The organism is Streptomyces sp. NPDC049585 (assembly GCF_040675615.1).
Taxonomy (GTDB): Bacteria; Actinomycetota; Actinomycetes; order Streptomycetales; family Streptomycetaceae; genus Streptomyces; species Streptomyces luteosporeus.
This window is the reverse complement of the sequence record NZ_JBFAPE010000029.1, coordinates 1-22,444: the sequence shown is the minus strand read 5'-3', so window position 1 is coordinate 22,444 and position 22,444 is coordinate 1. Positions and strand designations below refer to the sequence as shown.

At 70.2% G+C, this 22,444-nt stretch carries 20 protein-coding genes and 3 pseudogenes; 10 read left to right on the top strand and 13 right to left on the bottom strand.

Annotated elements, in window-relative coordinates; all coding sequences use genetic code 11:
* Positions 1-26 precede the first annotated feature (26 nt).
* The 3 genes from AB0K17_RS24710 to AB0K17_RS24700 all read left to right on the top strand — a co-directional run bounded on the left by AB0K17_RS24710 (position 27) and on the right by AB0K17_RS24700 (position 2,114).
* A complete protein-coding gene (locus AB0K17_RS24710) occupies positions 27-992 on the top strand; it encodes a hypothetical protein (RefSeq protein WP_365984276.1) in 966 nt (321 codons plus the stop codon).
* Between the two features lie 127 nt (positions 993-1,119).
* Positions 1,120-1,605, top strand: a complete 486-nt coding sequence (locus AB0K17_RS24705; RefSeq protein ID WP_365984275.1) for a hypothetical protein — start codon at positions 1,120-1,122, stop codon at positions 1,603-1,605.
* A 50-nt stretch (positions 1,606-1,655) separates the two neighbouring features.
* Positions 1,656-2,114: a hypothetical protein gene (locus tag AB0K17_RS24700; RefSeq protein WP_365984274.1), complete on the top strand. Its 459-nt coding sequence runs from the start codon at positions 1,656-1,658 to the stop codon at positions 2,112-2,114.
* 205 nt (positions 2,115-2,319) lie between these two features.
* Here the strand turns inward: AB0K17_RS24700 and AB0K17_RS24695 are convergent, their stop codons facing one another.
* The 6 genes from AB0K17_RS24695 to AB0K17_RS24670 form a co-directional block, all read right to left on the bottom strand.
* Positions 2,320-3,054 carry an alpha/beta hydrolase gene (locus AB0K17_RS24695; protein WP_365984273.1) on the bottom strand — a complete coding sequence of 245 codons (735 nt, stop codon included), beginning with the start codon at positions 3,052-3,054 and terminating at the stop codon, positions 2,320-2,322.
* 452 nt (positions 3,055-3,506) lie between these two features.
* Entirely contained in the window at positions 3,507-3,695 is a 189-nt protein-coding gene (locus AB0K17_RS24690) for a hypothetical protein (RefSeq protein WP_365984272.1), read from the bottom strand.
* A 597-nt stretch (positions 3,696-4,292) separates the two neighbouring features.
* Positions 4,293-4,685 (bottom strand): VOC family protein, encoded by a 393-nt coding sequence (locus tag AB0K17_RS24685; protein WP_365984271.1) that lies wholly within the window; start codon positions 4,683-4,685, stop codon positions 4,293-4,295.
* Between the two features lie 585 nt (positions 4,686-5,270).
* On the bottom strand, positions 5,271-5,537 hold the full coding sequence (locus AB0K17_RS24680; RefSeq protein WP_365984270.1) for a hypothetical protein: 267 nt from the start codon (positions 5,535-5,537) through the stop codon (positions 5,271-5,273).
* An 836-nt stretch (positions 5,538-6,373) separates the two neighbouring features.
* Positions 6,374-6,739 carry a hypothetical protein gene (locus tag AB0K17_RS24675; protein ID WP_365984269.1) on the bottom strand — a complete coding sequence of 122 codons (366 nt, stop codon included), beginning with the start codon at positions 6,737-6,739 and terminating at the stop codon, positions 6,374-6,376.
* 315 nt (positions 6,740-7,054) lie between these two features.
* Entirely contained in the window at positions 7,055-7,612 is a 558-nt protein-coding gene (locus AB0K17_RS24670; RefSeq protein WP_365984268.1) for a hypothetical protein, read from the bottom strand.
* Between the two features lie 842 nt (positions 7,613-8,454).
* On the opposite strand from AB0K17_RS24670, the gene AB0K17_RS24665 reads away from it, so the two are divergent.
* Positions 8,455-9,126: an SMI1/KNR4 family protein gene (locus AB0K17_RS24665; RefSeq protein WP_365984267.1), complete on the top strand. Its 672-nt coding sequence runs from the start codon at positions 8,455-8,457 to the stop codon at positions 9,124-9,126.
* Between the two features lie 132 nt (positions 9,127-9,258).
* On the opposite strand, the gene AB0K17_RS24660 is transcribed toward AB0K17_RS24665, so the two are convergent.
* Entirely contained in the window at positions 9,259-9,696 is a 438-nt protein-coding gene (locus tag AB0K17_RS24660; protein ID WP_365984296.1) for an alkyl sulfatase C-terminal domain-containing protein, read from the bottom strand.
* A gap of 120 nt (positions 9,697-9,816) precedes the next feature.
* A pseudogene (locus AB0K17_RS24655) lies at positions 9,817-10,163 on the bottom strand (alkyl sulfatase dimerization domain-containing protein); the annotation flags it as partial.
* A gap of 84 nt (positions 10,164-10,247) precedes the next feature.
* Here AB0K17_RS24655 and AB0K17_RS24650 point away from each other — a divergent pair.
* Positions 10,248-10,862 (top strand): annotated as a pseudogene (locus AB0K17_RS24650) (MFS transporter); the annotation flags it as partial.
* Between the two features lie 148 nt (positions 10,863-11,010).
* Here AB0K17_RS24650 and AB0K17_RS24645 read toward each other — a convergent pair.
* Positions 11,011-11,772: a GNAT family N-acetyltransferase gene (locus tag AB0K17_RS24645; RefSeq protein WP_365984266.1), complete on the bottom strand. Its 762-nt coding sequence runs from the start codon at positions 11,770-11,772 to the stop codon at positions 11,011-11,013.
* A 612-nt stretch (positions 11,773-12,384) separates the two neighbouring features.
* On the opposite strand from AB0K17_RS24645, the gene AB0K17_RS24640 reads away from it, so the two are divergent.
* From AB0K17_RS24640 to AB0K17_RS24625, 4 genes are read left to right on the top strand one after another with little or no spacing between them, the layout of a single operon-like run.
* The gene (locus tag AB0K17_RS24640) at positions 12,385-13,554 is read left to right on the top strand and encodes an AAA family ATPase (protein WP_365984265.1); all 1,170 of its coding nucleotides are present in this window, start codon (positions 12,385-12,387) and stop codon (positions 13,552-13,554) included.
* Entirely contained in the window at positions 13,551-15,278 is a 1,728-nt protein-coding gene (locus AB0K17_RS24635; protein ID WP_365984264.1) for a Mu transposase C-terminal domain-containing protein, read from the top strand. Before AB0K17_RS24640 ends, AB0K17_RS24635 begins: the two co-directional genes overlap by 4 nt.
* Positions 15,275-16,018, top strand: coding sequence for an ATP-binding protein (locus tag AB0K17_RS24630; RefSeq protein WP_365984263.1), 744 nt, complete (start codon positions 15,275-15,277; stop codon positions 16,016-16,018). Before AB0K17_RS24635 ends, AB0K17_RS24630 begins: the two co-directional genes overlap by 4 nt.
* Before the next feature lie 13 nt (positions 16,019-16,031).
* Positions 16,032-17,144, top strand: coding sequence for a hypothetical protein (locus tag AB0K17_RS24625; protein ID WP_365984262.1), 1,113 nt, complete (start codon positions 16,032-16,034; stop codon positions 17,142-17,144).
* 32 nt (positions 17,145-17,176) lie between these two features.
* On the opposite strand, the gene AB0K17_RS24620 is transcribed toward AB0K17_RS24625, so the two are convergent.
* Together AB0K17_RS24620 and AB0K17_RS24615 are read right to left on the bottom strand one after the other, a co-directional pair.
* On the bottom strand, positions 17,177-17,524 hold the full coding sequence (locus AB0K17_RS24620) for a hypothetical protein (protein WP_365984297.1): 348 nt from the start codon (positions 17,522-17,524) through the stop codon (positions 17,177-17,179).
* 60 nt (positions 17,525-17,584) lie between these two features.
* Positions 17,585-18,124, bottom strand: a pseudogene (locus tag AB0K17_RS24615) (hypothetical protein); the annotation flags it as partial.
* On the opposite strand from AB0K17_RS24615, the gene AB0K17_RS24610 reads away from it, so the two are divergent.
* Positions 18,123-18,704, top strand: coding sequence for a hypothetical protein (locus tag AB0K17_RS24610; protein WP_365984261.1), 582 nt, complete (start codon positions 18,123-18,125; stop codon positions 18,702-18,704). The pseudogene AB0K17_RS24615 and the gene AB0K17_RS24610 sit on opposite strands and share 2 nt — an antisense overlap.
* A gap of 12 nt (positions 18,705-18,716) precedes the next feature.
* Here AB0K17_RS24610 and AB0K17_RS24605 read toward each other — a convergent pair whose 3' ends face one another.
* Both AB0K17_RS24605 and AB0K17_RS24600 read right to left on the bottom strand, forming a co-directional pair.
* Complete coding sequence (locus AB0K17_RS24605) at positions 18,717-21,392, bottom strand: Helicase associated domain protein (RefSeq protein WP_365984259.1); 2,676 nt, start codon at positions 21,390-21,392, stop codon at positions 18,717-18,719.
* Between the two features lie 43 nt (positions 21,393-21,435).
* Entirely contained in the window at positions 21,436-21,732 is a 297-nt protein-coding gene (locus tag AB0K17_RS24600; RefSeq protein ID WP_365984258.1) for a hypothetical protein, read from the bottom strand.
* Positions 21,733-22,444 lie beyond the last annotated feature (712 nt).

Below are 22,444 nucleotides of genomic sequence, written 5' to 3'. Positions count from 1 at the left end.
GCGCACCGCGCGCAAGAGTCGACCCCATGCGTGATCACCCCGAACGCCGTGCCCGCGGGCGCCGGCTCCTCGCCCGGCTCGCCGTCGTCGCCTGCCTGCCGTATCTGACGCTCAAGCTCCTCTGGATCGCCGGGGTCGACGTCGGGGTGAAGGACCTCGGCAGCCTGTCGCGGGGACAGTGGATCGCGGCGAACGCCGTGACGTTCGGGATGGACGGGATCGCAGCGTTGATCGCCCACGTCCTGACCCGGCCGCACGGGCGGCGCGTGCGCGCGTGGCTCGTCCTCTTCCCGATGTGGGTGGCGACGGGAATGCTCGTCACCCTGATGATCGCGGTGCCGGTCGGCCTCGGCGTCATCGCGGCGACCGGCGCCCCGAATCCGGCCACCTCCAACACCATGCTCCGGCCCTGGGTGTTCGGCGTGGTCTACGGCGGCCTGATCGCCGAAGGGCTGGTCCTGCTCTCGGCGTTCGCGCTGTACGCCGGCGAACGCTGGGGTCGGCTGCTGCGCACCCGGGTGCGGGACCTGACCGATCCGGCCGGCACCCAGGGCATGCAACGGGTGCTCACCGCGCTCGCCGTGGGCTTCCTCGTCCTGGCGGGCGTGTTGCGCCTGGCGTGGGGACTGGGGGCGGACGTCGGCATGAACGCGCAGTGGATCGCCCGCCGCAACGCGGTCGGTCGCACGGGTGATCTGGTGCACGGCCTGGCGGCGCTGGCCGGGGCGGCCGGCATGTCCGCGCTGGTGTTCCGCCGGTGGGGCGCGGTGCGCGTGCGCGTGCCGCTGGCGATGGCGTGGACGGGTGTGGGCGTCGCATTCGGCTCCAGCGGCTGGATGGACGTGGGCCGTTCGCCGGCCACGTCGGCCCTGCTCGGCGTCGGCAACACGGCCGACCTGATCGCCGGACTGCTCACTTTCTGCGTCGGCTGCTTCGCGCTGACGGAGCTGACGTCCGGCAAGGACCGGACCGCCACGCCGACCGGTACCTGACAGGCCCGGGCTTCACGATGTCCGGAACACGCCCGCTCGTTTGACCCCCAGCCACTGCAGTAGTGACGTGTACGCGTCACACTCGATGGTGTCCGATGCCGTATCGGACACAGGGGAGGGGAATCCAGTGCGTCTACGCAGCGCTCTTGCGACGGCCGCGGCCGTCGCGACCACCACCTGCGCGTTCGTCACGGTGCCCACCGCGGCTCACGCCACCGCCCGGGCCGGCGAATGGTGCCGCGACGCGGTGTACACCGACGCCAACAAGGCCCAGCTCCAGCCGTGCATCGGCATTGACCAGGGCGGAAACCTCTACATATCCGGCAACCTGCTGGAAGGGCCGACATACTGCGACCACCGCGAGTGCGGGCTGAAGCCGGCCAAGATCTGGTTGCAGCTCAACCGGGTCGTCAACGGACAGGTCCAAGGGGGCGGCCCGAGGTGGCTCAACGACGTGTGGCTGGACGGCAGCCAGTCGTTCACCGTCAGGTTCGGCGGTGTGAACCCCGATCCACCGCACGGCAGTTGGTACAACGTCTCGATGGGCTACATCTTCGGCCCGGACCACAAGTGGTACGACAACGTCCAGTCCAAGGTCATCTACTACGGGTGAGCCGCCCTCACGCCACCGCCCCGCCCCATCCTGCCGCTGAGGAGAACCCCGTGAAACCAAGGCGTTACGCCGCCGCGATCGCCGTGCTGGCAGCGGTGACGGCAGCCTCGGCCCCCACCGCGCACGCCGGCGACTACAGCTCGCTGGAGTGCCGCGGCGGATACAGCACCCCCGGCACCGACCCCGCCCCCATCGACAAGAACGGCGTGCAACTCGACGCCTGCCTGGAGACCCTGAACAACCAGATCGTGGCCATGCGCGCCTACACCTTCACCACCTCAGGGCGCTCGGTCGAGCTGGTGCTGCGCCTGATGGAGGACCCCTGGGAGTCGGGTCACCTGGTGCGGATCTCCACGAACCGCTCCGGCCGGACGATCCACGGCAAGGACACCTACCGGTCGGTGCTCGGCCCCATCGAGCACGGAACCTACTACGTCGCGTCCGCCGGCTACATCCTCAACGGCGTCGAATACGACGACGTCCAGTCCCAAGTGGTCTGGCAACCCTGACCCGACCCAACGCCCTTTCCCTACGGCTGGTACACCCGCCCCCCGACGGCCGCCGCACCTGCGCCCGCCGGGCAGCACGGGCCGCTGCCAAGAGTCTGGCAGGGGCCCGTGGCGCAGAGAGCCGAGGAGGGCCGGGATCTGTCCCTGGACGAGCAGCATCCTGACCGACACGGCTACCGTCTGCCGGTGGCCTGACGGCCCGGCATCACTTCAGGTGCCTGGTGAAGAACTGGGCCGCGGCGTCCGCCGCGAACGCCGGAACGCCTGTGTGCCCGCCCATATTGGCGTGCAGGGTCTTCTCCTTGGAGCCGAAGGCGTCGAACAGGTCCAGGGCTGCCTGCCGGTCGTTCCCTTCGTCGTCCCACTGCAGCAGGACGTGCAGAGGAATGGTGACCTGGCGGGCCTCCTCGAACATGGCGCGAGGGACGAAACTCCCGGCGAACAGCACAGCGGCCGAGATGCGAGGCTCGACCACAGCCAGCCGGGTCCCGATGGAGATCACTCCCCCCGAGTACCCGACCGGGCCGCCGATCCCGGGCAGCGCGAGGAGGGCGTCCAGGGCGGCCTGCCATTCCGGGACCGCCTTGTCGACCAGGGGGAGGACGAGGGCGTCGATGATCTCATCGGTGACCGGCTCGCCGGCCTCCATGACCCGGCGCAGCTCGGCGCGGGCCTGCTCGGCGGCGGGCCAACGGGGCCGGTCGCCGCTTCCGGGGAGCTCGATCGTGGCCGTGACGAAGCCATCCGCCGCGGAGTGCCGGGCCCGGGCCACCAGTCGGGGGTACGCCTTGCGCAGCCCCAGGGGAGGCGGGCTGAGCAGGATCAGCGGCGCCGGCGCGGATGTGGACGCAGGCGTCCACAGGATGCCGGGGATCTCACCGAGGGTGAATTCGCGCTCAAGGACGCCGTCGTCGAGGCGTCGTTCAGAAGTGAAGTGCATGGTCGTGCCTTTCGGGAGGGCTCGGAAACGGCGCTCCCGGACGACCTATCGCCCGACCGCGACCCCGGAGGGGAGCACCCACGTCGATACTGCGTTCACGGGTACCACCTCCTCGCTCTCTTGCACGGCTTCCGGAAAGATAGCAGTGGCTGCCATGGTTCCGCCAACGGGTTTTTGCGCACGTCCCCTAACCAGCGTGAGCACCCTGAGCTCCGGTCACGCCAGCTCCCTGGCCTGTGACGTCAAGTTGGCGAAGGCCCAGTGCACAGCATTCGGGCAGTGCGCGAGGTCGTGGGCGGGTATGGGGGGTGCACCGGCACCGTCAGCTTCCATCCATGGGCCTGGGCGGCAAGGGCGAGCGGGCCGAGCGGCAGGATCCGCTTTCAAGCTCTTTCGGTAGGCGATGAATCGGGCCACGAGAGCTTCCTCGAAAGCTCGCCGGCGCAGAGCGTCTAGCCGATCAGCGGCAGGTCGATGTCCTGTTCGCCGTCGGGAAAGCATCCGGTGCTCAGCGCCCCGAGGTCGCATTCCGCCGCGGACCGAAGCGCCAGGGTCGCCGTCTCGTCGAGAGCCGGCTCCGCCACGTTGCAGGCGGCGACGTGGTCGAGGAGCTCCGGTGACGGCCTGTGACCGTAGGCCATGCGGTGCCGCCGTCCCAGGACCGTCCGGCGATGTCGTCCAGCGTCCGACCATGCGCTGCCCGTCGACCTCGTGCCACTCCACTTCGTGCACGGCTGCCACCCTTCCTGACCTTCCCGGAAGGGGGCTGGCACGCCACCAGCAGGCTCCGACAGCGCCCGGCAACCGCCCGCCCTGACCTGATCACCGGTAAGCCACGCGGGCGGCCCTGGCCCGGCAAACTCGGGGCACCACTCCAGCTGCGCGCCGCCGGCGTTGCGGCCGCGTTCCCCGGCGACCGCACTGCCTTGCAGGCGACCTTGCGGCCACCCGGAAGTAGATCACCCGGGAGCGCGCGCACGTGCACCGTGCCGACGTCGTCCTGTTTCGGTTCTGTGTGCGTACCCGGAGGACAACGAGCTGAGGTAGGCAGACGGAGTCCAGCCCCCGGCGCGGGGCCGGCACCCCGACCGCGTCCGGTCCGGGCGGACGGAGTACGGCCTGGGCCAGGACCTCGATGCGCAAGGGGTGCGTGGATTCACCCTGCCGGGAGCAGCGACTTTGCCGGGGATGGGGGCGCGTACGACGTGGCGGGCCTGGCGTCGGGTAGGGCTGATTGCCTATTGCGGTTGTGTTGCGATCTGGATCAGGTTGCCGCAGGTGTCGTCGAAGACGGCGGTGGTGACGGTGTCCATGTCCGTGGGCTCCTGGGTGAAGCGGACGCCGAGGCGGCGGAGGCGTTCGTATTCCGTCCTCACGTTGTCGACGGCGAACTGGGCGAGTGGGATGCCGTCCTTGACGAGGGTGTCGCGGTAGGTTCTGGCGGCTGGGTGGCTGGCTGGTTCCAGGAGGAGTTCGGTGCCGCCTGGGTCGTCGGGTGAGACGACTGTCAGCCACCGGTCCGTCTCGCCCACTGGCACGTCGTGTTTCTTCACGAAGCCGAGGATCTCGGTGTAGAAGTGGAGGGCTTTTGCCTGGTCGTCGACGAAGATGCTGGTCATTTGGATCTTCACGGTGCTCTCCTTTGCTCCGGTTTGCAGGGTACGAGCCATCGCTGGACGATGTGCCGTGGCGTGGCCGTGTTCAGGTGGTCTGTAGTGGCTCTCCCGCCTGCCCTCGACGAGCCCGGCGGCCTTCCGGGACTACCACCGTCGCCACGGTGCCGTGCGCGAGGAAGCCGACCGTCACGCTCGAGGGGCGGTGACGATCCCGGGTCATGCGCTCGCGGATACGGTGTGGACGGCGAGCCGCGTGGGCGGCTTGACCGCCGGCGCTCTCGTGCACCCGATGCCGCTGATCGAGGCCCGCTCCTACGGGCCGGCAGCTCGCGCTGCCCGGTGGCGTTCTGGGGGGTGCGCGAGCCCCGTATCCGGCCACAATGCCGGCAGGCTCTCCGTCGAGCTCACTGCCTTGGCCACTATCCGTTGATCGTGGTTCCAGGGCGCCGAACACCAAGCCAGCCCGCACCCGGACGCGGCACCAGCCACACTGCCCAGATCTGGATGGTTGTGAGGGTGGTGGTGAACGCGGCGAGGATCTTGTGAGGTGCGCGCAGTATGAGTAGGCAGTGGGTATGGCGGCGACCTGCAGCGCGGTGTTCACGGACGCGTCGACGTCGCCTTGGGCGAGCTGCTCAAGGGCAACGTATGCCGAGTACGGGGTGCGATTGCGGTGCTGACCAGGCACTGGCGGTCGGTCCGGGTGAGGGTGATGTCGGTTGGCCCGTCCAGCTCTTCCTTGGTGTGGAAGGTGATCCAGTCGGGGGGCGGGGAGGGCGCGAGCGAGGGGGCGAGGGGGTGGTCGCGGCGGGCGGTGCCGGTTGCCCGGCTGGCCTGGGCGAGCTCGCCTCGCTGGGCGGAGAACATTGGCGGCGGTCTTCTTGCCCGTGGCGGGCCAGCCGGTGGCGGCCTTCCGTATCGGCGCCCGCTCCCGCCCGCACGGTGCTGGCGTGCCTGGCCGATGCTGCTCTGCAGCGCCTCGATCAGGTCGACGGCGTCGGTCGCTTCGGGCGGCGTCGACGCCGGCCTCCCCCATGTCGTGCCCACGTGCCGTGGGCACGATGTCGACCATGGCGCCCGCGAGGCCGCATCCGGTCTCCTGCCGCAGCCCGTCCTCGCACACGCCGCGATGCTGTCCGCGCTCGCCTGCCTGGTCCGACTGCCACGCCCGGCCGGCATCATCGGTCGGCGCGAACGACCGGGTTGCGGTGTACGCTAGCTCGGCCATCTACCGCACGCCTCACTTGCCTTCCCAGGACACCACCGCCAACTGGACCGCGGTGACCGGCATAAAGAACCGGGGCCGGCGTAGGCCTGGCTGCGCCAGTCGACCATGGGCTTCGTGGTGTTCACGAGGGCTGCCGGGCGGGGATCCTGGCTCCGCAACCGAGAGGAAGAGACTCGGCCGTACGTCAGATCCGCGGGCAGTCGAGGAACCCGGCCTCCCAGAGCCGGCGTACGGACGCGGGTCATTCCCTCCGGCCATCGTGACGCCGGCCGGGCCCAAGCCGACGTCACCGTTGTTGGACGGGGACGTCAGCGGGCATGGTGGTCCGGTCATTGCCCTGAGCTCGGTGAAGATGTGCTGCGTGCCCCGTATTCGCTCCGTCTCGTACGACCGGATCGCACGCCCGCCGCTCGGACCGGGTGAGCTCGTCGGTGACGGCAGCTTGACTGAATGCCAGGGCCTCGCCGCTATCCGGTCAGGAGGTCTTCTGCAGCAGCCAAGCGTTCGGCGTGAAGGAGGAGTTGACGAAGACCACACAGCCGCCGCTGTAGTAGGTCTGGATCTTGGTCCAGCCCTTCGGCGGGAGCGCACTGGCGCAGGCGTTGACCTGGGTGCCGACGGGGAGGCCGTCCAGTTGCTTGATCATCTTGATGTTCGAGCCGCCCATGGCGCGGCACGAGGCGCTGGTACCCCAGTTCACGTCGACCCAGCCATCCGGAGTCATCGAGTCGGCGCACACCGTGCGGGTCTCGCCCGGCGACGCCTGGGCCGGACTCGCCGTGACGGAGGCGACGAGCGCCGCGCCGAGAAGTGCCAGACCCGCGGTGCGGAGTCGTCTCATGGGGTGTCTCCCAAACGTGAAGAAGTGCACTGATGCGCTGATGAGGGATCAGTGTTGGCCAGGGCATTCAATGGCTTGTGTGAAGGTCTTGAGGAGAGTATTTTCGGCCATGAACGCCGGGAAGGGCCCTCTCAAGGTTCTTCAGGCGTTGAGGAATCCGCGAAAAGCCGCTGTGCCGCATGGGCGCGGGTTCATTCCTCGGGGGCTGTCCTGGTCTTCATGCCGCATAGGCCGGCGGAGCGGTGAAACCGCCCAACCGGCAGCGACCGGTGCGCGCTGGAGTCCTGCTTTGCGTGATCATCCCATCCGGTGGGGTCACGGTTCGATCGTGACGGGCTTCTCGTCGCGCAGGTTGCTGGCGAAGGCGTTCTTGGCCGCGTGCATCCTGTAGGAGTGTGCCCGGACCTCCGCGGGGATGCCGGGGTCGCGTTCCAGCGTGCGGTCCATCGAGGTGGCGTCGGCCGGGGCGTTGCGCTGGAAGGTGTAGGGGTGCCAGATGCCGACCTCGCTGTTGTAGAAGGGCTTGGTTTCCATCAGAAGGACCTGGTCGGGGTCGCCCTGTGCGGGCTCCCAGGTGACGCGGACGGTAGGTGCCTCGAGGCGGTCGACGGACTTCAGCGCCGGCGCCTTCGGGATCACCGAGGCGGTGGCAGGCTTGACGTCGCTGCTGCGGATCGTCCGGGGCACGGACGGTTCGTAGTGCTCCGGCTGTTCCAGCTTGCCCGTGACACGGAGCGCGGCAGGGGCCCGTCCCTGGCCGCCCGCGCACGCGTCGACCTGCATGACCTTGCGCCAGACATCGGCGATGCGGACGAAGTCCTCTTTCTGGAGCGGCAGTTCGCGGGTGCTGCCGTCGGCGGACACTGCGCTCACGGAGTAGGCATAGCGGGAGTCGTCCGAGCGGACCACTTGGTAGCTGCACCGGTCCACGGCCGCGGCACGCGCGTCGACCGCCGCTTGTGCCGACGCGCCTCCGCCCGCTCCTGCGGTGTTTACCGACGAAGCCGCCGCGATCGCGCTCGCGCTCGAGACGAGGGCCGTGAGGGCGAGGGTGCCCGTGGCGATGACGGTGGCGGTGGATATAGGAGAAGGCATGAGTCCTCCGGTGAGTGACGTCCAGCGGATGACGTACTGGGCCGGCCCTGCACAAGATCACCGACCGGCTCCGGACGCTACCGGCAATGAACATCCAAAGGGAAGTCAAAATACGGCAAAGTAATGGCAGTGTGTCGGCTTGCAACGCCGAAGAAATCACCCACACCCTCCGGGCGACAGCCCATGCCCAGGCACGCCGGGCGAAGCACGGCTGCGCACTCCGACTCGGACAGAGGCGGAGGCACTTGCTGCCCCGCGGACGCTGATCAGCCGCAGCTGTGCCCGTCACAGGGGGGAAGTTCTCCACGATCGGTTCGGCCTGCCGTCGGCGCCCTCGCACCCCGTCACCGCGAGCGGCCAATGCCTCACCGCCTGCGGGCCCGACGAGGACACCGCCAAGGGCGACCAGGGCGGCTCGTCCGCGGCGGCGAAGCCGTCGTCGTTTTCCGTTGCACGTACGCGACCCCGCCCGGGCAGCGGTCGTGCGGCCCCGTCTCCGGGCGGTGCAGGAAGTGGTCACGCGGGAGCGCGAGCCCAGGACGTGGGAGGGGAAGCCGGATCGCCACCGCCTGGTCGGATGGGCCGGCACGGCTGTCATGGGGTCTGGGTAGCGTGGAGGCGTGACGAACATATGGACGGGAGTACGCGAGCGCGTGCTGGCGCTGCGCACAGCCCCCGGGATGGGCGAGGTCTTCGGCGCGGTCTGGCTCGAGGATCAGGGCCACCGTTTCGAACTCCTGCCGCCGCTCACCCCCGACGAGCTCGAAGAGCTCGAGCGCGAGATCGGCGTGCGGCTGCCCGAGGAATACCGCACCTTCCTGGTGGAGGTCGGCGCCGGCGGCGCCGGCCCCGACTACGGAATCTTCCCCCTGCGACCTGGCACCGACAGCACCAAGGAACGTGCGAAGAACCTGGCCGTGCCCTTCCGCCCCCAGGAGATCGGCGACCTCTTCGACGAGCACCAGTACAACGAGCCGACCGGCGAGCATTTCACCGACGCCGAGGAGTTCTCCGCCGCCTACCGCGCCTGGGACGCCCGCGACGACGAACTGCGTGAGGAACTCTTCACCGGCACCCTCTACCTCAGCAGCCAGGGCTGCGGCTACTACACCGTGCTCGCCGTGACCGGACCCGAGGCAGGCACCGTCTGGGACGACGTCCAGGCTCTGGGCGAGGGCGTTGCCCCCAAGCGCCACAACGGGGCCGAGCGCATGACTTTCGCCCAGTGGTACCTCGATTGGCTCGCGCACGCCGAACGCACGGCGTGGAAGGGCCCCCGGCGGACGGCGTGACGGCAACCGTCCCTCGCCACCGGCTCACATCAACACCACCGACGGTGACCAGTACAGCGGCGGTAACCCCGTCGAGGCCCTCCCGCGGGCGCGGCTCGCTCAGGGCCCGTCGTGCTTCGCAACGCCTTTGCGTCAGTCCTTGGAGCGTGTGGGATATCCCGCCTGCGACGGATGGGTGAGATCGGCTCGGGGCTGTGCTGTGCAGTTGTGTGCGTGGGGGGGGAGTGCTGAAGACGGCGTCTGCGGCTTCCTGGGCGTTGTCGCCTTCCAGGGTGATCTGCTTGTCCTGGAGGGCCTGGTCGAAGTTCTCCTTGAACCGGGGGTTGCGGCCAGTTCGTTGAGGGTCTTGCGGCTCGGCGTGATGGTGGCCTGCGGTACGTCGACGAGGCGGTCCTGGCCGTGGACGAAGACCAGTACGCCGTTGCGGAGCGTCGTGGTGCACGTCTCGACGACCTTGCCGTCGGCGTCGGGGTCGGTGAAGACCCACTTGAGCGCGATGGGGGTGCGGTGCTGTTCGGCGGCCCTCGGTCCGTCGATGCTGCGGGCGAGGACGGAGAAGTACTGCTCCAGGGTCGTGCTGCGGACCAGGTCGGCGGAGGACTGGCTGGTGATCAGCGGCTGCGGGCCGCTGACGACCTCCTGGGCACCGGTGAGGTAGGCGTTGCGCCAGGTGCCGTTCTCGCTGCCGTAGCCGAGCTGGGTGAAGACCTTGGCCTGGAGTTCCTTGGCGCGTGAGACCTGCGGCTCGACCAGCGGGCTGCCGTCTTCGGCGGCGGCCGCGAAGAGGATGTGGTTGAGGAGTTCGGCGGCCCGGCGCAGGCCGTCGGTGGTGTCGCTGTCGTAGGCCCGCTGGGCGGTGTCGACGAGGCCTCGGCGCCGCCCATCGCCTGCACATAGGCCGCGCCCGCCTTGACGGGCGGCAGCTCCCACAGGCGGGCAGGGTTGCCGTCGTCCCAGCCCATGTACCGCTGGTAGACCGCCTTGAGGTTGTGGCTCATCGAGCCGTAGTAGCCCTGGTTGTACCAGTGATCGCGCAGGCCGGCCGGGAGGGCCTGGAGCTGTTCGGAGGTCTCGATGCCCGTGTGGCCGGCGTTGATCAGCCGCAGCGAATGGACTGTTTCTTTCTCTCCCGTGGCTTCATCGCGTTTTTCCTGTTTGCGTCGTTCGGCACTTTGTGGAGTGGAGTCTCTCTGCCGCTCGCGGACGCGCCGTGGTACCTGAGCGAGAGCCGGATCGCCCTGTTCGGCGTCGTCGGGCTCGCCGGTGCCCTCGGCGCGGCTTGTGCCGGACGGTGGGCGGACGTGGGACGAGCGGTTCCGGTCACCGGGCTCGCCCTTCTCCTGCTGATCCTCGCCTGGGCGGCGATCGGCGAGCTCACCTGGGTCTTGTGGCTCCTCGTCATCGGCATCGTGGCCCTCGACTTCGCCGTCCAGGCCGTGCACGTGAGCAACCAGCACCTGCTAATCTCCGCGCACCCCGATCGCCTCAGCACCGTCATCGGCAGCTACATGGTCTTCTACTCGCTCGGCTCCGCCCTCGGTGCTGCCTCGACCACCGCCGTCTACGCCTTCCACGGCTGGGCGGCCTCCGCCTTCCTCGGCGCTGGCTTCGCGGCCTGCGGCCTGATGGTCTGGGCGACGAACAGGCGCATCCCGGCGGCAGCCGCCCCCGCCCGGCTCATGGCAGCGGCGGACACGGCACCCCGGGTGGCGCGAGAGGAATCGCAGGTCCTCTGAGAACTGTGGCGTCGTGACAGGATGGCCCGGCCGTCCGGCCGGGCCATCCCCATGCGGCCACCGTAGGCGCCTTCGCTTGAACTACCGCTCCCGTGCATGTCGAGGGCTGGGACGGGTCATCGAGCGCAGTCCGGTCAGTGGCTGCCGGTCAGTGGATGCGGATCCGCGCGGCCACGCAGGGGTCCTCGTTGCGGTAGCCGAGGCGGGTGTAGAGCCGGTCCGCAGGGGTGTTGTCGGCAAGCTGCCACAGTGTGCAGACGCCGTACCGGCGGACGGCGTACCGGGTCAGCCACGAGGCGAGTGCCGCGCCGAGCCCCTGGCCGCGCAGGGCCGCGTCGCTCGCGACGGACGCCATCAGCGGCGCGCCGCTGTCCCGCAGACTGCTCATGGCACCGCATGCCACCAGCCGCCCGCCCGCGTCACGGATCCCTGCCCAGAGACGGACGCCCGAGGAGCCGGGCCCGGTCGAGTGGGCCGGGCTGTGTTCGTTGAGGAAGGCGAGCAGTTCGTCGTGGTGCGCCTCGTCCAGCTCGGTCACCTGCTTCTCCGCTGGATGGAGCGGCGGCTCGTCGAGCGTCCATCGGAAGGCCCAGGCGACCGGGTCGGCCACTGCGAGGTGACGGCCGAGCAGCACGTCGGTACCCCGTGGTCCGGTGAACTCTCGTACGGTGCCGGGAAGTTGGTGAGCCGCCCGGAGGGTGAGGCCGGCTGCTGCGGTCGGTTCGCCGACGCTCCACAGGTGGCCGCGCGGCTCGTCGAGCCAGGCCACCGCACCGTCGCCGGACCAGCTGATCCGGTCGGCCGGGCGTGGCCGCGCGGCGCCGAAGCGCAGCAGGGCCGAGCCGGTCTGCAGCTCCAGGCCCTGGGTGAACAGGTCTGCGGTCTGGGGAGAAAGGGTCGTCGCCTGCATCGTTCTTGGGGGAAGGATTCCTCTGTGACGGAAGGGCGGGCGGATGGTCCGGATCTGCGCAGAGCGGGGCCGGAACCGTGGTTCGGGGATGGGGGATGGGGGATTCCGGGGGCCGCCGCATCGGTGGCGGAGCGCCTGGCGCATCGCAGGGCCCACTGTGGCATAGCGTCCCCGGCCCGATGCAAATCTGCACTCGTGTGGTCTGCCCCGGTGGTCTCGGTCCGGCGCTGCCAGGAGCGGGTCTGTCCAGGCTCCTGGACGAGCTATGTCCGATTGCGGCGGGCTGTCCGGACGGCATAGAGAAGGCGCCCAAGATCGTTGCGATCTCTCGGGTTGGTGTCGGTGGTGGTGAGAGTCGGTCGCGCTAATCCAGGGGTTGGTGTTACGGGACTGGTCAGTGGGTGTTTTTGGGTGGGTGGGCTGCTGTCATGAGGTGAGAGATTGAGGGGTGGGATCGCTGTCGTGGGGCTTTACCGCATGGCAGCTGATGCTGTCTCAGGTTTGAGAGTTCTTATGCGGTGAGGTGGGCCGGGCCGGTGTGATCGTGGGGTGGATCAAGAGGTAAGGGCCAGCCGTGGAGCTGTGCTGCCCCGGGGGTTGGTGGTGCGTCGTTTGCTGGAGCGGCAGCAGGCGGGGGAGCTGGCCGCGCGGCATGTGCGTGCGGTCGCTGAGACAGTGGGTGTCTCGGAGCGTACGGTGTGGCGCTGGCTGGAGCAGGCCAAGACGACCGGGCAGCTGGAGGCGCCGGTCCGGCAGGGCTATGCGGTGTCGGACGAGGTGTGGGCGCTGCTGGGCGAGGTCGGAGGGAATGTCGCTGAGCTGAGGCGCCGGCTGGCCGCGGCTGGCGGCGGGGATTCGGTGCCGTCGGCGTCGACACTGCACCGGGTGATCCGCCGGGACCGCCGGGCGGGCCGGGCGTTGATGGTCGAGCGGGAACCTGAGGTGGCCGGGCCGCGTAGGCCCGATCCGCTCAGCGAGCTGGGCTTGAACGTCGTGGCCGGCCATGGCACAGGCGGGCAGGTTTTTCTGCGGGAGCAGAAGCATCTGGCGCAGGTCCCGGTCCTGGTGCCGGGCGCGCAGGTGGTGCACACGCCTGCTGTGCGGTCGGTGCTGCGGACGGTCGCGCACGCGGCCGCGGTCGGGGCGGTGGTGTGTCTGTACGGCGACGCCGGCCAGGGCAAGACCGTCGCGCTGCAGTACGCCCTGTCCCAGCTGCCGCACCCCGCCCGGGTCCGTCGGGTCCACGTCGGTGTGCACCCGACGGTTCCCGAACTGCGCCGCGTGCTCGCGGACGCCCTCGAGCTGGGCAGGCGTCTGCCGCGCGGGGCGGGGGAGGCCGACCTGATGCTGGTGAACGCGCTACGGCAGCCCCGTGTGCTGGTGCTGGACGAGGCACAGCGCCTTCCGGGGCCGGCGCTGGAGTTTCTGCGCGGGGTGTGGGACCACCCGGACACGGACACGGCCCTCGTGCTGGCGGGCGCGGGCAGCGAACGGGCGCTGCGCCGCGTGCCTGCGCTGGCCTCTCGGGTGCTGACCTGGGAGTTGGTGCCGCGCCTCATCCCGCGCGAGGTGGCCACCGTGATGGCTGCCTTCCACCCCCTGTGGGAGGACGTCAGCGAGGACGATGTCGCGTGGGTGGACGAGCATGTGGGACACGGCAATTTCCGGACCTGGGCGAAGCTCACCTCGCACCTGACCGCCGAGACCTACGGCAAGAGCCGGCCGGTGGTGGACCGCCGGATGCTGGAGCGGGCCTGCGCACGGCTCATGGGGCCGCTGTGACCGGCGCGGCCGGGCCGACAGAGGGCGCTTCCCGCTCCGGCGTGCACGGGGACGGCCCGGACGCGCGGGGAGGTCTGCCTTCTTCCTCCCTGTCGGCGCTGCGCGGCCCTGCCGTGCGCAGGCTGCTGGCCCTGCGGCAGGAACAGAAGCTGACGACCCGGCATGTACGGCTGATGGCTCAGTCGTTGGAAGTGACCGAGCGCACGGTGTGGCGGTGGCTTGCCGCTGCCGAGCGTGACGAGTCCGCGGCCGCGGAGCCCGGGGCGCGGGCCCAGAGCAAAGACCGCTTTTCCGTCACTCCGGAAGTGCGGCGCCTGCTGGCCTTGTGGAAGGGCAACGTCGCGGCGGTCCATCGCGAGCTGACCGCTCGAGCGGCCAAGGGCGAGGGGGAGCCGCCTCCGTCGATTCCGACGCTGCACCGGGCGATCCAGCGGGATCTGACGCTGGGGGAGCGGGCGGGGCTTGCGGGTGGGGAGGGGGCGGCGCGTAAGCATGATGTGTTTCTGGCCCGGCCGCGGGGCTGGCGGAACCAGGTGTGGGAGACCGATCACGTCCAGGCGCCGGTGCTGGTCGATGTCGATGGTAAGGCTCGCAGGCCGTGGATCACCTGGTTCACCGACTGCGCGACCAACGCGATCACCGGCGTCGCGGTCACGCCGGGGCATCCGTCGCGGGAGTCGGTGCTGGCCGCGCTGCGCTCCGCGGTCCTGCGCGAAGAGCCTTACGGCCCGTTCGGCGGGCTGCCCGAGAAAGTGCGGGTGGACCGCGGCAAAGACTTCCTGTCGAGGACGGTGACCGCCGCGTTCGATCTCCTCGACGTCACCGTGGAGGACCTGCCCGCCTACACCCCTCACCTCAAGGGCACCGTAGAGGGGCTGAACCGGGCGGTGGAGAGCATGTTCCTGGCCGCGCTGCCCGGCTATGCCCGCCAGCCGCGCCCCGGCAAACGCCCCTCCCGGCCGAAGGACGAAGTGCTGCTGGGCTTCGAGAACTTCACCGCTCGGCTTCTGGCCTGGACGCTCTGGTGGAACACCGAGCACCACCCCTCACCGTTGCAGGGCAAGACCCCGCTTCAGGCGTGGCAGGACGATCCCACCCCGCTGCGGGATGTGCCGGCCGCGGATTTGTGGACGTTCACCCTGGAGGACGCCGGCACCCGCACGCTGACCACCCGCGGCATCCGCTTCAAAAGGCGCGACTACGTGGGGCCGTGGATGACCGGCCAGGCCGGGATCCAGGTCCGCATCCGCTTCATGCCCCACCACGACCACCGCATCGAGGTCTACCACGCCGCCACCGGCCGCTACCTGGGCCCCGCGGACCTGGCCGACCAGGCCACCGACGAACAGATCAGCGCCGTACGAAGGGCACGGTCCGCCCGTGCCCGCCGTCTGAAGAAGGATCTCGAAGCTTCCCAGCGGGAGCGCTACGCCGCAGCCACCCAGGCCGAGCCCCCTCGGCGGCTCGGTGCGCTGACCGGTGCGCAGGCCGATGCCGAACTCGCCCAGAGCGCCGACACCGACCTCGCGCAGCTCGCGATGCCGGACCTCATCCCGCCCGCCGCACCCCCGGCCGACTGGCGCACCCCGGCGTCCCTGGCCGCGCTGACCACACCAGGCCCGCCCGTCCCGTACCCGTCCGGCCGTGATGGCGCTTCCGCCCCCGACGGCCCAGGCGGGCGGCCCGCACCTCCCACCACCGACGAAGACGGAGACGCCTCGTGACCGCGGCCACCTACCAGTACGTCGACCTGCCCGACGCCTCCGTGGTCACCACCCGCGCCCTGCTCACCGCCAGGGAGAACATCACCGACACCGTTGCCGCCCGCGCCATGATGTGCATCCACGGCGGCGCCGGCTTCGGCAAGACCCTCGCCGTCAACACCTGCCTGCGGGGACTCGAACCGCACGAGGACGTCCGCAAGATCACCTTCCGGGCCCGTCCCACCGCCCGCGCGGTGCGCTACGAATTGTTCACCGCCCTCGACCTGGCCGGTGAACCGCCGCGCCACCCCAGCGAATTCGACCGGCTGCTCAAGACCGCCCTGGCCGAACGCCCCCGCACCTTCCTGGTGGACGAGGCCCAGTGGCTCAACGGGGAGGCGTTCGAATACTTCCGCTACCTGTGGGACGAGCCCTCCACTCAGCTCGCGATCATCTTCGTCGGCGGGGAGGGCTGCCACACCGTGCTGCGCCGCGAACCGATGCTCTCCTCCCGCATCTTCATCTGGCAGCACTTCACCCGCCTCACCCCCAGCGAGGTCCTCGACGTCATCCCGCTGTTCCACCCGATCTGGGCCGATGCCGATCCCGAGGACATCACGTTCGCCGACCAGCACGCCGCGCACGGCAACTTCCGGGCCTGGGCCCAGCTGACCGCCCACACCCGCACCGCCCTGGCCCGCACCGGCCGCCCCCGCGTCGACCAGGAACTGCTGCGCTGGGCCTTCAGCCGCCTCGCCTGACCACCTCACCGCCATGCCGCTCACCGCGCCACCGCCGTCCGTCGTCGTGGTCATCGACCCGGGCGACGACGTCATCCACACGCACACCGCCCTGGCCGCCCACCATCTGCCGTCCGGCCGGATCACCCTGCACCCCGGCCCGGGCACCACCAGCAAGACCGGCCTCGCCCATGACCTTCTCGTCGCCCTGGGCAAGCCGCCCCTGCTACCGGGGCGTTTCCCCGCCGGCCGTCAGCCCGCCTGGGAAGCCGCTGCCGCCTGGACGACCGCTCTGCCCGTGAACCGGTTGACCGTCCTGCGCGCACACCGCTTCACCGCCCGCCGCGCGATGCGCCTCCTGCAGCTACAGGCCCTCACCGGGATTCACCTGACCCTGGTCTGCCACCGCCCCCGCCTTCCCGCCGCCCTGCACCAAGCCCTGCGGACGGTCGAGTACTCCGTCACCACCGATTTCCAGGCAGCCCGCCGCCACTACTACGGCTCACCCGTCGCCTCACCCTCACCACCAGACGAGCCCGCCCGGCCAGCAGACAGGTGGCTCACCCTGCCCGCACTGGACCGTCTCGTCTCCTACGACAGCCCCCGCCCCTGCGCCGGCCCGTGCACACCGCCCCCGATCATCTGGCGGCACCGCCCACCACCCGTGCCGCTCACCGTGCCCACCGCGCAGCGAGTCGCCCGCCGGCTGCACGCGGCAACCGCACATCCTCGCCTGGCCGCGGCTGTCGCCGCCGCGCTGTTCACCGGCGCCTCTCTCCAGCAACTCGCCACCGCACGGCCTCGCGACTACGACGATGCTGCGGCCACGCTCGCCCTGCACGACCGCGCCCGCTACACCGACGGCTGCGCCGCCCACTCCGTACCACCCTGGGCGGGCATTTTCCTGCGGGCCGCGGCCTGCTTCACCCGGCTCTTCTCCGGCGAGGATCAGGAACTGCTTGCCGCGCCAGGTGACCGTGGGCACCTGCTGCGTGTGGCGGAGACGGCCATGCTGCGCCCGCCCCAGCCGCCCGCGGCCCGCCGCAAAGGCCCGGTCGGCCGTGTGGAGTGGGACTGGCGCGAGCGGCAGGAAGCCGAGAGGTACGAAGCCATGCCGGCCAGTCGCGTCAGGCCCTCGCGACGCTGAACACCCTGACCTGGTTACGCGACGGGCCAGGCTCAGCCGATTGAGAAGTCGGCGAACTCGACGTCGCTGAAAGCGATGTGCAGACCGTGGGCCCGGCGGCCCTCGTCACGGAAGTAGGTGTGTCCCAGCGCGCGGGCGAGGATCACCGTCTGCTGCTGCTCGCCTGCGCCGGCATCCCGGGCGGCGAACAGCTCCCGGGCTACCTCTCCCGGCAGGTCCTGGGTGATCCACCGCACCCGCGGGTCGTCCGAGGAGCCGGCCGCAGCAGCGAACCCGAATCGCGCCCGGGTATGGAAGACGAACCCCTCCGCCTCGGCCTGGGCACGCAGGCGTGCCCGTACCCGGGGCTGCCATCGGGCCAGGACTGCTTCCTCGATCACCCGGATCTGCGTCGGGCCTGGAGGACGACGCGCTCCTGGTCTCTTCGTCACCCACCGCTGCACGGTGCGCTGCGACACCCCCAGCACGGTGGCCACCCTCCGGGTGGAACCACGGTGCGCTGCCAGCAAAAACCGCAGGCGGGCCTCGGTGCTTGAAGGAACGGGGCGGGTGCGCAACGCGCGCACCAATCCCTGCTCGATCTGTCCCACGACCGCCTTTCCCAGCGGCCAGCCGGCAGAGCCGGCACCTGCAGTTCGTCGCCTCAGTTCTCCCACGGCGTCTGCCCCGGCCTGCCAGTCTCTGCATTCTCGGGACAGCGCTGGCTGAGGCAAGCTACAAGCCCGTCCGTACGCGGAGAACACCACCGCCTCGTCGTCGCCGACGAAGGGAAGAGCCGACGGCCGAGCCGGTATCCTGCCCGCAGGGCCGACGCCCTGGGCTACGCCGACGCCCACACCGCACCCGGACACCCACACCGTCCGGAACACTGGTGGAAGGTCTTCCGGGATCAACGGACCGCTCGACGAACACTTTGACGATCCATCGAGCCGGGGTTGCCGTGTGGGGGCGAGAACCCGGTGCCGAGAGGACCCGTCCATGACCAAACGCACTACCGAGCAGCAGCGCGCCCGCGAACTCCAGCGCACTGCACGCGAGCAGGGCACAAACCTCAGCTACCACGAAGCCCTCAACTGGGTACGCGCCACCGCCGAGGCGCAGGCTGAGAATCCGGGCAAGATCACCGTCTGCGTACCGCACGCGCACTGCATCATGGTTTTCGGCGCGGACGAGGACCCCGAGTACATCCGTCAGTCGATCACGCCGTCTCCCGCGGCCGAAGTCGAGCTCGCCGATGAGCTCCTCCAGCGGAGGAACGCTCTGATGCGCGACCACTCCAAGGCGGAGATCATGGCCATGATCCTCAGCAAGCGGCGCGTTTCGCGCACGGATCTCGCACGCTGCACCAAGCAGGAACTCGCCAACGATCTGGTAGACGGCGAGGACAGCCGCGAGCGCTATGAGGCGTACGGGCGGGTGGCGCTGATCAACGGCAGGCCGGCGCGCGACTCACGACCTCTTTGCGGAGGCGTCGGCTGCTCCGGCCACCACAGCGCGACGCCCTGGCCGCAAACCCGTGTGCGCTTCCGCGCCCAAGAGCCCTGCATCGACGCACAGTAGCCCGAGTGGCTTCTACGTCCTCGCCCATTCCAGTCCGAGCGCGGCGAGCGCGGCGAGTTGCTCCCCCGTGAGTTTGTCGCGCCTCTGCTTGGTGTTCGATGCCCACACGCCCAGCTTCACGACGACCGGTTCGGCCTCGCCGTCGATGGTGATCTGTTCGCTGTGGCCGCGTGGTACAGGCCGGTGGCCTTCCCGTTCCACCCACTGCGTGAGGGCCGTCAGGCCCCGCTGGAAGGCCTGCTGCGCCTTGCTCGGCCCCTTCGCCGCACGACCGGCCGCCGGGGTGGGAGAGGGCTTCTCCAGCGGCTTGATGCCCAGCGTGGTCAGCCGCTCCTGCTGCTCGGTCGACAGCTGTGCCCAGGCGCCCGGCTCGCGCTGCTGCTGGAGCCACTTGCCGATGTCGTCGCCGTCGAAGGTGACGCCGGGGGCGATGTAGGGCAGGTGGCCGTCGGCGTCGACCAGGTCGGCGAGGACGCGGTAGTGCCGCTGCCAGTTGAGCGGCCACGGGCAGTTCCAGTCGGGGTCGATCGCGGCCAGCTGCGCCGCTCGCTGCTCCGCGCGCTTCGGGTCCTTGCCCAGGCCGTTCTTCGCGCCCTTCCGTCGGAGGTTGGCCATGTGCTGCCCGATGGGCACCATCGCCTCGCCCTCACCCCACACGGCCTCCTGCCGGGGGGCGAGGTGCCCGGTGGCGCGCCGGTACGACCTGAGCGCGGCGAGCTTGTTCTCCCACGCTTCCTCGCCGGGCTCCCAGACCATCCCGGCCTCTGGCGCGTCGAGCAGCTCCTTGCGGTGTGGATCGAGTTCGCCGGCGCGCAGCGTCTTGCGCTGCTGGTGGACCCACCGCCCGAGGGGGAAGTCCTTGGTGACGCCGACCTCGACCTCGGTGTCATACGGGACGGCGTACAGGCCGGTGATCTCGTTCTCCCGGCGCCATCGCAGCAGCGCCTCGTAGCCCTCCAGCCAGGCCAGGGATTCCGGACGGTAGACCCGGGTGCGCAGGAACGCTGCGATGGTCGCCGCGTCGCGCGGGCTGGAGAAGTGCAGCAGCGCCGACTCGGCAGCGGCGTCGGTGGCGTCATGCTCCTGGTCCTCGCCGTCGCCCTCGCCGCCGGCCCCGACGATCCGCCCCTCTTCGTCGCGCCGGATGTACACCTTGCGCTGTCCGTGGGTGAGGGCGCGGGAGGCGAGCTGCTCGACCAGGCGCTCATCGTGGCTGCGCAGGCCCTGGAGGACGGCTACGAGGGGGCGGAAGCTGGCGGAGGCGACCATGTCCTGCGGGTCCTCGCCGGGCTGGAGGAAGACGGGTACGATGATCCTGGCCACCTTGGTGCTGCCGTCCTTGTTGAGCCTGAGCGCGCGGCCGATGTTCTGCACGATCTCGACCTGGGAGCCGCGGGTGTCGGCGAAGCAGATCGCCTCCACACCGCGCTCGCCGGTGATGTCGACGCCCTCACCGAGCACCCGCACCGAGGCGAGGAAGGCCCGGTGCACGCGCCGGCCCGCCGCGTCGACGCCGTTGGCGAACTGGCGCAGCGCCTCTCGCCGCTCGGTGACGAGGTGGTCGCCGCACAGCCACGCCGACCAGACGCGGTCCGGGGGTACGTGGCGGCCGGCTTCCAGCTCGTAGAACTTTGCGTCGATCGACGATGCGGGCAGCTTCTCCGCCTTCGCCAAGTCCTCGTCGGAGACGTCGTTCAAGTACAGCTCGCCTGCGGTCTCGGGGAGCTTCTCCGCGAACGCGGCGGCTTCCTCCACCCGCTGGTGGAACGTCATCACCGTCTTGAGGTTCCACCTGGCGGCGTGCTCCAGGAGCGCCGTTTGGAGCAGCGCCATGCGCCGGCCCCGCAGCGCCTCGTCCGATTCCCCGAAGACCGGGGAGGGGTCGCGGATCTCCAGGACGTCGATCTCGAACCCGGCGAGGATGCCCCGCTCGATCGCCTCCGACAGCCCGAGCTCGGCCAGCCACGGCCCGTAGGTCTCGGAGTCCTGGCTCATCGACGCCAGCACCAGTTCCTGGCCGTCCGCGCCCCTCTGAGGCCGGGGCGCGGCGAGGATGCGCGGAGTCGCGGTCAGGTACAGCCGGAAGTCCGCCGGGATCCGGGCGTTGTCGTGGATCGCCGCCCACGGCCGCCCGAGATCACCGGCGGTGCCGTGGGCTTCGTCCACGATGGCGAGGTTGAAGCCTGCCATCTGCTGCCCGTACAGCCGTTCCCCGCCTGCCAGGGCGGCCTCCAGGGGCCCGCGAACCTTCCGCGTGCCCTCGGGAGCGTCGATGTCCTCGCGGTCCACCAGCGAGGCGTAGGTGGCGAACACGACGACCGGCCCGGACCCGGCCCACAGCGCGAGCCGGATCGGGTTGGTGGTGGTGCGCACCCCCAGCTCGTTCAGCACGGGGTCGTTCTCCAGCGAGCACACCGCGACCATCGGGGCCCGGTGCCCCACCAGACGCCACGCCTGGGCGGTCTGCCCGAGCAGGTCCAGGGTCGGCACGGTCACCAGGATCCGGCCGTCCCGGAAGCACTCCAGCGCGCAAGCAGCGGCCATGATCGTCTTTCCGGACCCGGTAGCTGACACGATCGTGGCCCGCGCACCCTCCGGCGGCACAGACGATCTTGCGGGAAATCCCACCCACTTGCGGAAAGCCGCTTTCTGGTCGACCTGGTGTTCCTTGAGCGGAATCAAGGACATTGAGAATTCCTCTCCTGGTCTTTTTAGTATCCGCTTCGAAAATTCACCGGTGAGGGGTGAAGGGCGGGACGGACACCGTACCGTCCGCATCGACTGCGACGCGCTCGACGAGCTGCGCCAGGACCTCCTCCGGCCGCATCCCGGCCCGCTCGGCTGCTTCCCGCGCCAGCCGGCCCGCCCCCGCGGACAGCCGGACCCAGGTGTCTACCTCGTGCACGGCCTGCCGCCGCTGCTCCATGAAGGCCGCGTGACGCTCCAGCGCCTGCCGGCGCCGTTCGTCCCGCTCCCCGCAGCCCAGGCAGACCCCTCGCGATCCTGCGCGGGCAGGTACGTCGACCAACCGGAGACCTCCATCAGCGCGGCGACCCGCTGCCACTCCACATGCTTCGCGGCCCATAGCTCCGCGAGCTCCGCCGGGTCGGGGCTGAGAAGGAGTGCCTCCTCCCTTGAGGGGTTCCGCAACTGCTCCAGCGTCTCCTGCTCGCGGACAGCGGCCTCGGCCACTCGGTTCCGCCACCTGCGCAGAGATGAGACTGCTGCTCTGCCGCCGTACCGAATCCCGGGCCTTGTCCTGGACCGTCCACTGCATTCACATCCCCGCCCATCACCTTGCCCCAAGCTCCCATGAGCCCCCCCGGGGGTGTCTCCCATTTCCTCCGACGGTACATGCTGTATCAAGCTGATGCACCCACTACACTGGAACCCGACATGAACAGCGACCCCCACCCCCGTAGCCAGCTCGGCCCGCGGCAGCGGGCCTTGACGAGGAGCCGGAGGCGAAGCCGCAGGCACCTCGTCACCAGGTGTGGGAGCGAAGCGGACACACCCACGGGAAGCGCAGCGCCCCGTGACACTTCTTCAGCCTCCGAAGCGAAGCGGAGGAGGCGTCCACGGCGAAGCCGTGGCGGGCCGCGAGCGAAGCGAGCGGCCCAACTGGCCCGCGAAGCGGGCCAGTTCGCACCCGCGGAGCGGGTGCGCAACCGCCGCGCGAAGCGCGGCGGTTCGCTCTCCAGCGCGCAGCGCTGGAGGTCCCGCGGAGCGGGACCTCCAGC